This window comes from Verrucomicrobiales bacterium, from assembly GCA_016793885.1.
GTDB lineage: Bacteria > Verrucomicrobiota > Verrucomicrobiia > Limisphaerales > UBA11320 > UBA11320.
Genome location: JAEUHE010000151.1, coordinates 1 through 11,843, shown reverse-complemented (window position 1 = coordinate 11,843; position 11,843 = coordinate 1). Strand labels below are relative to the sequence as shown.

Here is an 11,843-nt window from a genome sequence, read left to right as displayed (position 1 = left end):
TTAACACACTAATATAAGCTCCTAATCGTTTGAGCACAAGCGAGAGGGGTAGAACGCAACATTTGCTCGGGCCCAACAAGCCACCGGCTCGACGCGAATCTAGAATGAAACTTTCGGCTCGATGAACCAGAAATGCCCTATTATTCTGATAGGGTAGCCTGATTAACGAACGAACATGGACCCGATAGTCAATCACCCTCGGCAAGTGCTGAAATTCCTGACGACAGCTGCCTGGATAGGCTTGGTTCTCTGGACGTTGGTGGCAGTCTATTTGCTTTCTGCCCGGAGTCCCGGAGGGGATGGCGCGGGACGCGCGTCCGGCGCTCTTATGGGGTTAGTCTCCATGCCGGTGCTTCTCATCGCTGCAGCACTGCTTCTCTGGGGTTCTCGGGGAGGACCAACTGCGGCGGCGATGGTTGGATCGGCTTTGGTTTTGATACCCATCACGCTCGCACTTCTGATCACCATCAAGGTCAATCTGCCCAACTCTTTGAGGTTCACCCGGGCGCCTGATGGACGTTTCTACGATCCAAAATTACAGGAACTGGCGCGGGCGATCGACGCCGGTGATGCCGCTGGGATTCAACGCCTGGCTAACGACCCAGCGCTGGATCGCCGTCAGCGCGATTCCCTGGGCCGGACCATCCTCGGCCATGCGTTGGCCCGAGCCGCAGATCCGAGTGCTGGATCCGCGGTTCAGCTCGACGCTGTGCGCTGGCTACTTGCCGCGGGTGACGGGAAATGGGACGACACAGCTCTCGCACCGGATGGCCAGGCGCTGGCCCGAATCGTCGCAACTAGCGGTGACCAAGCCACTGCTCTGGCGGAGTTGGCGCTCCAGCACGGTGCGGAACTTAATCGACCCGCCTTATCCGGAAGCTATCCCCTGATTTTCGACCCGGTCATGGATCTGGCCCGCATGCAACTGTTTGCCCGGCACGGCGCCAACCTTCATGTCTTGGCTCCCCCGTCGGCCGGCGGTATCGATGGGTGGACTCTGTTGATGTGTGCCGTGGATCGCGGACGCTTTGCGCTCGCAGCCTGGCTGCTGGAACAAGGGGTAAACTGTCAGCATGTCGCCTCCGATGGTGAATCATTGGAAACCCTCCTGAAGGGCACTTCACTCTTCCACTCCGAGGCCCCAGCACCAACGGATCCGGACGAGCGACGCTTCATCGAAGTACTCCGCCCCAAGCTGAATCCATCGCGATGATCGCAAGCCGGAGGCGAGCGCTTGGCTCATTCCACAAAGGAGCCTCTCGCTGTGGAGGTGAAAGCCAAGGAAAACCAAGGCTTAAGGCTGACGTTGGTGAAGCAGCTCGTGCAGGCAACCGCTGAAATCGTCCAGCGTGTTCGGTTTGTGAAGCAGGCGGGTCACGCCCAGATTGTGAACTCGGGCGACGACATCGTCAGTGAGATGTCCCGAGCTGAGCATAATTGGGATAGTGGGATGAAGCTTTCGAATGGCCTGGATAAACTCGATGCCGGAAATCCCCGGCATGTGCAGATCCGTGATGACCAACTGGTAGAACTCAGGATTGGCTTTAAACGCCCTCAAGGCGGTGCCAGGATCGGTGTAACCATCGGCTTCGTAGCCGAGGCGATGCAGCATCTTGACCGCCAAATCCACCAGTGGTTGTTCATCGTCGAGATAGAGGATTCGCTCGCCGGCACCTCTACGGAGGGAGCGAGCCGCGAGTGCGGGTCCGCCGCTCTCCGCACCGACTCCAGGGAAGTAAAGATGAAAGGCCGTGCCCTGTCCGGGCTGGCTGAACACACGGATCACCCCATCGTGTGATTTCACGATGCCATGCACGACCGACAGTCCCAGGCCGGTGCCGCGGCCCGGTTCCTTGGTAGTGAAGAACGGTTCGAAAATCCGGTCCAATGTCGAAGCGTCCATCCCGTGCCCATTGTCGATGATCGACAGGCAGGCATAGACGCCTCGGTGTAGATCCGGGGAAGGTGCCGGGTCTCGTCCCTCAATCTTCACGGACTGAAGTCGAATCTCGATCCGTCCAGGCCCTTCACCGATGGCGTGCCAAGCGTTGGTGCAGAGGTTGAGGACAATCTGGTGGATCTGCGTGGCGTCGGCGAACACGCTCGGCGCCGTGGGATCCAGTGTCTTGATCAGCTCAATCCCGGCCGGCAGGCTGGCCCGTAACAGCCCTACCGCCTCCTGAATCACCGGCCCCAGAGGAATGTTCTGCCGGCTTTTGGGCTGTTGACGACTGAAGGCGAGGATCTGCCGGACAAGGTCCCGAGCTCGGTTCGCTGCCCTCTGGATTTCGTTCAAGCTCGCCGAGGCCGGATGGTTGGCATCCAGATCGAGGGTGGCCAGGTGAACATTTCCGAAGATAGCTCCCAGAATGTTGTTGAAATCATGAGCGATGCCACCCGAGAGGGTGCCCAACGCCTCCATCTTCTGGGCCTGTCTAAACTGGGCTTCGAGTTGGCGGCGGTCGGTGACATCCTCGGCGATCCCAGCGATACGATAGATGGCCCCTGAATCGGCCTTGACTGGAAACGCACGATCGTGAATCCATCGGACCGAACCGTCAGGCCTCAGGATGCGATACTCGATGTCATAGGTTCCCTGCGACTGGTTCTGGGCAAGTGAGTTGCCCACCCGCTCGCGGTCATCGATGTGAATGGCCTCGAGCCAGGAACCGGGAGACTGGTAAAGGCTTTCGCAAGATCGCCCCCAGATGCGTTCGTATCCCGGGCTGACGTAGAGCATTTGAGTCTTGTCGGCGTTAGTCAACCAAAACACCTCGCGGATGTTTTCCGCAAGTTGCTGAAATCGCGACTGGGTTTCCTGCACCATTCTCTCGGAAGATTTCCGGTCGGTGATATCATGATTGATGAACAGCAGGCAGCGCTTTCCGCTCAGCTCAATTTGCTCCACGGAAGCGAGCACGGTGAGAAGAGCGCCGGACTTGGAACGGAGCTGACACTCGGCTCCCCGGACGGGCTGGCGAGCTTCTAGAGCTTCGGTGATGGCCAGGCGTTGAGCCGGAATCGACCAGACACCGAGTTCCATCGCGGTCTGTCCGATGACTTCGTCGCGGGAAAACCCCAGCAATTCGGTGAAGGCCTGGTTCACATCCACATACCTACCCTCCGGATAAGTACTGATCGCAATGATGGCAGGGTTTGCCTGAAAGGCCTTGGCAAAGCGTTCCTCGCTTTCAAGCAGGGCCTTTTCCGAGGCCCGGCGGGCGGTTACATCGCGTGTGACCGTGGCAAAACCAATGGGCTCCCCCGTTTCTCGGTTCCGGACGAGAAACATGGAGCGGGAGATGTCGATCAGTTGCTTGGTCTGCAGATGGAAGAGCTGCATCTCGCCATCCCAAACGCCTTTTTCCCGAACGAGGGGTACGATCGTGTCGGTAAACCACGACCGCCACCGGTCGGGCACGTAATCGGCAAAGTTCAGCGTCCGGATGTCCTCAGTCTCACCGAAGCCAATCATCCGACGCCCAGCCGGATTCAGGTAGGTCAACTGACCGTTCAGCGCGGCGGTGGCAATGAAATCGGCGCTGTGCTCGACAAGCAGCACCAGGCGTTCGCGTTCCTGCTCGGCCCGACGCCGTGCCGTCACATCGATGGAATGGATAAAGAGCCCGTCTGCCACCGGCCGGATCTCCAGATCAAAGATGGCGGAACTGCCGTCGGCATACGTGAAAACATTTTCAATGCGCTGAGAAATCCGTTCGACCAGGCACTGTTTCAATGCGGAATAGAGGGACGTTCGCTCCACTTCAGGATAGATGTCGGTAATCTTCCTTCCGATCAACTCTTCCCGGCTCCGCCGTCCCTGCTGGGCGGCAACTCGGTTGACGTAAATGTAGGTCCAGTCGAACCCGATGATCTGGCAACCCTCCATCAGCGAATCCAGGGTCGCGTTCAGCCGTTGCTCGCTTTCTAGCAACGCCGCCTCGACACGCTTTCGATCAGAGATGTCCGAATGAGTGCCAATGACGCGAATGGGACGGCCGTCCTGACTGCGAGTCATCACCTTACCGCGATCCAAGATCCACTTGTAGGAGCCGTCCTTGCAGCGCAGTCGGTGCTCACTCACGTAGAGGGGTATCCGGGCATCCAGGTGGGCCCGCAGCGTGGCGAGCACGCGGGCTTTGTCCTCAGGATGAACACGCGTGTCCCATTCCTCCAGGTGATGACTGATTTCGTGATCGGCGTAGCCTAGCATGGATTTCCAGCGGCTCGAGAAGTGCACCTCGTTGTTCTGCGCGTTCCAATCCCAAAGGCCATCGCCGGAGCCTTCCAGCGCGAACTGCCATCGTTCCTCGCTCTCCCGCAAGGCGGCCTCAGCGCGACGCCGTTCGATCAGGTCGGCCTCCAGCGCGGCGGTCCTTTCGGCAACACGTTGCTCCAGCGTGAGGGTGTAGGAGGCCAGCTCCCTCCGTGCACGAATGGCGACGAACGCAAAGGAGGCGAGCAAAAGAACCACGCTAGCCACCGTCCATAGGAACCAGCTCCTGCTTTGCCAGGGCAACGAGTAGACGATGAAGTGGAAAACCGCCGGGGTAGGATCGATGTCGCCTCCACCATCCTGTGCCCGGACGGTGAGCGTGTGCGTCCCTAAAGGCAGCGGCGGAACCTCAATCTGTCGTTCCGGACTTTGCCGAAACGGGCTCCACTCCTGATTGTCCACCCGCCACGAAAATGAATGATCCGAGCGATGGTTTAACGGGCGGAACCGTTCCACGGCCTCCACGCGCAGGGTGAGGCTTCCTCCTTCCAGAAGGTTGGTGACCACCCCTGACAGCCGTGTTTCAGGGGGAACACGATCAGGATGAAACCGTAGCAGAATCTCATCGTTGCCTGCCCAATAGGCACCACGATGGTCTTTGATCACTCCGTCAGCGCGGATGTCCTCGGGAAGTTCGATTTCGAGCGGCAGGGCATCTCGATGATTTTCGACCACCGTCAAACAGGACTTGCCGCCCACCAACAGGGTCAGATCTGGAGCCAGTGAGATGTTGCTAACGGAACGGGTTGGGAATGTTTTCCATTGGCCTTCACGATAACGTGCCAACCCAACGGTTCCGCCGGTTGCCCCGGTGCACCCCACCCAAATCTCCCCTTCCCGTTCCACCAAGCCAACGACGGTCCGACCAGGAAGCCCGGCGACGGGTTCCCATGTTGGGGTGCCCAGCCGCATTCGATACAAGCCATTGTCGCCATATAACCAGAGGCTGGAGCCATCGCGGCTCACATGCAGGCCGTGATGGAACTCGCTCAGGATTTCGCGCGGCACATCCAGAGTGGCCGTCCTACCTGTCCCAAGTTGGAAGATGACGGCGTTGGTCTGGGCAAACGGACGCCAGAGCATCCAGAGGCTGTCCTGCCTCGCTGCCAGGCCAGCTTCTGAAAACGTTCCATCTCTGGTGGGTAGGGCGAATTGCGACCAACGGCCATCGAGGAAACGGGCGGTCGATGGCTGGCCATCCCGATCCAGCCCAATCAGCCAGTACCCGCCGGTTTCAGCACCTCTTCCGGCTTGAATCGTTCGCAGCCCGGTGTGGGTCTCGGTGAAATGCACCACATTGGATCCGTTCCAACGCGTCACCCGGTTGGAGGACCAGCCCCAAACCGAGCCTGTGCTGTCGATCGCCAGATCGTCGTAAGGTGACTCCAGGCGATCCCACCGACCGTTCTCAAAGCGGACAGGGGTCAACGCGGGCAACACGCCCTGGCGATCCCTTCCGAACCACATCCGGTTGGGTGGTTCAACCAACTTCGGAGGAGGAATTTGGTGAAACATGTCCCACTGATCGTAACGCGTCCAACAGATCACCGTTTCGAAACCCACCACCCAGACATTCCCGTCCGGAGCTTCGCGAAGGTCCTCATTGTAACCCTGTGGGAGATCAAATTCGGCAGATCGGATGACCCACTCCGAACCAGTCCATTCACCGATCGCTTTGCGTCCGGGACTTGTGGAGACGCTGCTCAGGATCTTCCCGTCACGAGTAGCGCAGATGCCATGTTGGTGATGCGAGGGTTTCGCCGGGGTCGGTTGGAGCTTCCACTCACTGTTGAGCAGCAGGTAGACATCGACGCCCGCGGAGAACATCAAGGGACGGCCGGGGACTTCTGCGAAGCAGCCGGACGAAAAACTATCCCTGTCGGGTGCCGGCGTAATGGTGGTTACCCAATTGGATCCGCTCCACTGGGCCACTCCGTCCTTGGTCACCACCCACTGGCGGTTGGAGGAGTCACGAAAATAATTCACCACGTAATCACTCGGCAGCCCATCCTGCGTGGTGAAGCGGCGCCACTGACCATTCCGAAGCGACGTCAGTCCGCCGCTGCGCGCGGAACTGGGCCATGGATCGCTGCAGAACCAGAGCGTCCCATCCACGTCCTCGACCATGCGTCGGACGCTGGGGCCGGCGAGGTTGGTTTCAGAACCCTCGGTGCGAAATGTCTGGCCATCATAAACACCCGAGCCCCGATCGGTCCCGACCCACAGATCTCCCTGGCGGGTGACGAGTAAGCAACGAACGAAGTCGCTGGGCAACCCCTGTGCGACGCCATGCTGGCGCCAGTTGTAGCCATCGTATTCTTGTAATCCACCTGAAGTCGCCAGCCAGACCTTGTCTACGGTTCCAGGCTGGTGTCTTCTTTGAAAGTCGATGTGGAAAACGTTCTGCCCCGCCAGTCGCGCGTCCTGCGCGAAGGAAAGCATCCGCCATTTCTGCCCCTCGTTCGCCTCTTGTTGTTGTGCCGCACCGTGGGAAGTGGAAAGCGTTGTGTGACACCACACGCAGAAAGCCAGCCACCACCACCCCGTTCGCCGCGACTTGACTCGGTTTGTTCGCATGCTACTGGGGGAATCATCGACAGGATGTGCAGGGGGGAAAAGCTAAAATACTTGCCATTTGTTGACCAAGGATCGATGTACGATCGGAAAAGCCGGGGGTCCAAAGCGTAAGACGCCGCCGGGAGCGAGGCGACTACCCTGGTTGCAGCAGCGAAGGGTGCCAAGATGCACCTCCGACGAGGGCCCCAATCAGGGCGAGACGAGAATTCGGTAAAAACGAACCGGCAGCCGTTCCGGGTTGAGATCGGTGAACGAGTCCGAGGACGTTTCCATCTCTGCGCTCGACAAGGTGCTCCAGTCGATCAGGTTGGTTGAGACCTGAACCAGAAAGGGCACACCCTCATTACCGCTCACTGTCACCCGAAGTCTGCCGTCCGGCAGCAGTCGAGGCTCCAACCGGATTTCAGGCCTCACGACGATCGTGAACGATCGCGTCAAATTCAGCTCATCCGGGAATTCCGCATGCTCGATCGTCACGGAAATGACGTTGGTCGTGCCGCTCTGATCCGGCCCTGGCAGCCACGACAAGACACCCCGGCTCGGGTCTAACGAGAGTCCATCGGACACCGGGGACTGGAGAGAATAGCGCAACGTTCCTGGGGGCGAGAGGATATGGCCTGGGGACAGGCTCAAGCTCAGCTGCCCACCTGCATGTATGGACTGAGGCGGCAGATCCCGCAGCAGGCCGGAGTTGGCTTGGATCACACTCCCGCTGTCCTCGTAGAAAGCAGCCTGAAGCGCGCTGGACCAAACGTTGCTGACGATGGTCAAATTGGTCAACGTCGCTGGCAGCGGAATCAGCAAGGGTTGGGTAGCGACGAAAAAGGTATTTCCGAAAACACGCGTATGGTCGGAGAGGAGCGCTCCACCTCCCAGGACCTCCAGGCCTCCGGCTAGCGATTCTAGGTAGTTGTTGGAGAAAGCCACTTTTCGTCCCAGCCAACCCAGATTATCAGTAGGGCCAGAGTTGGAGCTTCTAAACGTGTTGCCATCGATCGTCAGACCCCCAAAGTCGCTGCGGCTGGTGTCCTCTCGCAATCGCACCCGCTCCCCCACTTCCAGTGCGTGAATGTCGGCACCTTGCACCGTGTTCCCGGTCACGACTACATTGCTGATGGCCACCGCACTCCAATTCTGAATGACCATTCCCTTTCGCCCGCCCACCAATGTATTCCCGGAAACACGGACGTTGTCACAAGACCTGAGTGTGACCAATCCCGCAGACTCGCTGGGCGACGTGGTGTTGTCCCCATAAATCTCAGGGGAAACCATGGTAAATGTGTTATTGACCACGCTGGCACCACTGACCCCTTCCACGATCAAATAGCCATTGGCGATCACGTTGTCCGAAAAAGTGATCTGCTCGAGTTTGCTGTCCAGGTAGTTCCGTACCCAGGTCAAACCCACGTTAGAAGCCCGATTGTGGCGGAAAACGACATTCACCGAAAGCCCAAAGCCAGGCATGAAGTCTTCGTGGTAGAAAATAATGTCGGTAAGGCCTTTGCAATCGATGGCCTCGTTGTGCTCAATCGTCATGTCGCGATTCCCGGTGGGATCGATGTAGCCAACCATGAGCCCATTGATATTGGTGAAGGTGTTGTTAAAGAGCAGGATTCCCTGGTTTTGCTGGGAAACCGTCACTGCACCTTCCGTATGCAGAGCGAGTGCTGAAGCGCGGCAGAGGTCGGCAAAGTAATTGTTGCTGATGCTCATCAGGGAAGCGCTGCTGAGATGAATCGCCGCGCCGCCCGCGCCGGTGAACCGATTGCCCACAATCCTGGAATTCACCCCTCCCAAATTAATGGCATCGCCCCAACTATTCTCGAAGGAACAGTTCTCGACACTCTGACCTACCCCCCGAAACACAATCAGCTGTCCGACCTGCCAAGCATGGTGGAAATTGTTTTTGTCGTAATTTCCATCGAATCGTACTCCCTGAAGTTTGATTCCTTCGCTTTCGGCCGGCAGCTCCACCAACGGATGAATCGTCACCACCAGGTCTCCGGCCGAATACGATTGGCCGAGTTCATACATCATGGTCAGCACATTGCCATTGATTCCGACGATCTTGTGCTCGACGTCGAAGGGAGCCTCACCGTCCCCCATAGCCGGCCCTCGGATGGGCGTGATTTCCATTCCCACCTCGAACAAGGACCCGTCAGCCACCTTCAGGGTCTTGCTCCCGATAGGAGCATCCTCGGTCAGCCTGGTCTGGATAGAGTCACACCGACGGAGTGTGGCGCCGAACCCCAGCCAAGTTTGGCCGGACATAGCGATCAACCTTTGACCAAGGTTGTAGACCATGTTGCTGGTGAAATAGACGGTTCCGCCGACACCGGCAGCGTTGATGGCTTCCTGGATGGGGACGTGCGAGTACGTGACGCCGTCTCCGACCGCGCCAAAGTCTTCCACCAATTCTGAAGACAGCGTCCAACCCGGAAGAGCGCCCATCCAGAGCACACCCAAAACACAAACTATGTAAACAAGCTTTTTAATAACAAATGAGCCTTATTATAAGCTCTTAAAGGTTGATAGTCAAAAAGGCAGCCGAAATCCATTTATAGCGTAACCAATTGATAATTAATTATTTGTAGGACTGCAATTCATGCAAAGCAGAGGTCAAAGCGCCGTTGAAGGGACTGTTAGGCCGTCAACGACTCTCCGCCGGTGGTTAACATTCGGGGCATCCATTCGCTAACCAAGCCAAGTGGCTATTTACAAGCGGTTCTGCGATAAGCACTTCATCTACCAAAGTCAAACTTCGAACTCGCACGCAACCCAGGAGTCACCGTGCAGGTTGCCGAAGCTTTAGGTATTCGGCGTACCGAACGCGAATATAAATAAAGACGCGAATTCAATACCAAGGTCGGACGACCGACGAAGCTAACGCATACCAGACACAAACTAAGGACACGGCGCGGCATAGCAACTGCCTGCCACTGAAGGGAGGATAGAACAGGAAAGTAAGAATGCCTACCGGAAATTTTCAGACATTTAGAAAATAATCAGGGGGCATTTGCGGGAGGGTCTGCGGTCGTCCGAAAACCGGGAAACTGACTTTTAGCCGCAAAGAACGAAAGACTACGAAAAAACCGATTCCGCTTCAGAACCACGGATCCCATCCGTTGTCCCCTCTTTCGTCTTCTTTCGCTTCTTGCGGCTAAAGCCTCCCTCTCTCGGCCTCCGACCAGGAACAAGACCATTTTGCCGCAAAGAACGAAAGATGACGAAAAAACTGATCCGGATTCAGGTCAATTGATCCCATCCGTTGTCCCCTTCTTTCGACTTCTTTTGTTTCTTGCGGCTAAATCCTCCGCCTCGCCTCCATCTGTTGACGCCAAACTGCCCCAGCCGATGTCCCATCGGATATTTGCTGGCTTGTGTGCAAGCGAGAATGATGCTTACGGTAACGCCATGAAATCCATCGGACTGGCGCTGACCTTCTCCACCAGCCTCCTCCTCGCCGACATCGCCGTGGCCGATCAGGCTGGACGTCGCCACGCGGAAAATGAGCTGCATGCTCGGCCAGCCATCGAAATCACGGTCGGCCCACGCGATGCCCATATCGTCGGATCGGATCATCGCGCTCTCCAAGCAGCCGTGGACTACGTGGCCGGCCTCGGAGGCGGGGTCGTCACCATCGCTCCCGGCGAATATCGCATGCAAGACTCACTGCACTTGCGCAGCCGGGTCACGGTGCGTGGTTCAGGCGGCAGCACGGTGCTGAAAAAGGATCGCGAATATCGCTCCGCCCTCGCTGCCGATGGTGACTTTGGTGAGGCGGCCATTGTAGTCGCGGATCCAACGGGGTTCCAAATCGGCCACGGTGTCTACGTCGCTTCCAAAACGCAGCGGAACTTCCACGGCGTTTGCGCCACGCTGCTCAACGGTCGCAGCAACTACTTCACCCTCAGCCGCTCGATGAACGCGGATATCATGGTGGCCGACGATGGATTCGCCGCCACCGTTTTCCCGGTCATTAGTGGCTATCATTTGGAAGATGCGCGTGTAGAGAACCTCACCATCGATGGCAATCGAGCCGAGAATCCCACCCGGGTGGATGGGTGTCGCACTGCCGGAATCTTCCTCTACCGCGGGGACAATACCGTGATCAGCAACTGCGTGGTGCGAAACTACTCAGGCGACGGCATCAGCTTTCAGCAATCGAACGATGTGAAGGTCCAAGGCTGTGTGGTGGAAGGATGCGCCGGCTTCGGGTTGCATCCGGGCAGCGGCTCTCAACGTCCGTCCGTGGTGAATTGCCGAGCGAGTGCCAATGGAGATGACGGTTTGTTTTTCTGCTGGCGCGTTCGAGGTGGCCTGGCGGAAGGGAATCTGCTGGAAAACAACGCCGGACGTGGCATGTCGATCGGACACAAGGACAGCAATAACTTGGTTCGCGGTAACATCATTCGCAGAAACGCCCGGGGCGGGGTTTATTGGCGGGCAGAGAGCGAGGCCATGGCGGCTCACGGCGTCACGTTCGAAGGCAACACCGTGACCGATAATCAGGGCTGGGGTTTATTCGTGGATGGGGCCACCCGCGATACCGTCATTCGCAATAATCTGGTCGAGGACACCGGCAGCGGACGTCAGAAGACCGGTGTCCGCATTGGATCGCGCGCTGGCGAAGTGACGCTGGCTGGCAATCGAATCAAAGCCGCAACCCAGGTCCTAGACGAACGGAAAGATCCCGCGGAGAACAGACCGGGCAGCCCCGGCAAGTGACCGTGCTAGGTGCTAGGTGCTAGGTGGCCGTTGGCAGTGGTCAGTTGTCCGTTGGCAGGGTCTCGTCACTCGTCACTCGTCACTCGTCACTCGTCACTCATCACTCATCACTCATCACTCGTCACTCATCAGTAGTGTCCGGTTTAAAAACCCGGTAAATAGGGCGCTTTATTGAGGTTGGGAATTTTCTCGGGAGGCAAGTCATCGAAAAGCCCAGCAAACAGCGGAGTTTTCTCAAAAAGTGTGATGCTAAAAATCTGCA

General features: G+C 57.8%; 4 protein-coding genes. 2 read left to right on the top strand and 2 right to left on the bottom strand.

Features of this window, described 5'->3' with window-relative positions; translation table 11 throughout:
- Positions 1-175 precede the first annotated feature (175 nt).
- Positions 176-1,213: a hypothetical protein gene (locus JNN07_17405; GenBank protein MBL9169521.1), complete on the top strand. Its 1,038-nt coding sequence runs from the start codon at positions 176-178 to the stop codon at positions 1,211-1,213.
- Between the two features lie 81 nt (positions 1,214-1,294).
- Here JNN07_17405 and JNN07_17400 read toward each other — a convergent pair whose 3' ends face one another.
- Together JNN07_17400 and JNN07_17395 are read right to left on the bottom strand one after the other, a co-directional pair.
- Positions 1,295-6,853, bottom strand: coding sequence for a PAS domain S-box protein (locus JNN07_17400; GenBank protein MBL9169520.1), 5,559 nt, complete (start codon positions 6,851-6,853; stop codon positions 1,295-1,297).
- 189 nt (positions 6,854-7,042) lie between these two features.
- Positions 7,043-9,304, bottom strand: a complete 2,262-nt coding sequence (locus JNN07_17395) for a right-handed parallel beta-helix repeat-containing protein (GenBank protein ID MBL9169519.1) — start codon at positions 9,302-9,304, stop codon at positions 7,043-7,045.
- 963 nt (positions 9,305-10,267) lie between these two features.
- Between JNN07_17395 and JNN07_17390 the strand changes: the two genes are divergently transcribed.
- Positions 10,268-11,581: a right-handed parallel beta-helix repeat-containing protein gene (locus tag JNN07_17390; GenBank protein ID MBL9169518.1), complete on the top strand. Its 1,314-nt coding sequence runs from the start codon at positions 10,268-10,270 to the stop codon at positions 11,579-11,581.
- Positions 11,582-11,843: the final 262 nt, after the last annotated feature.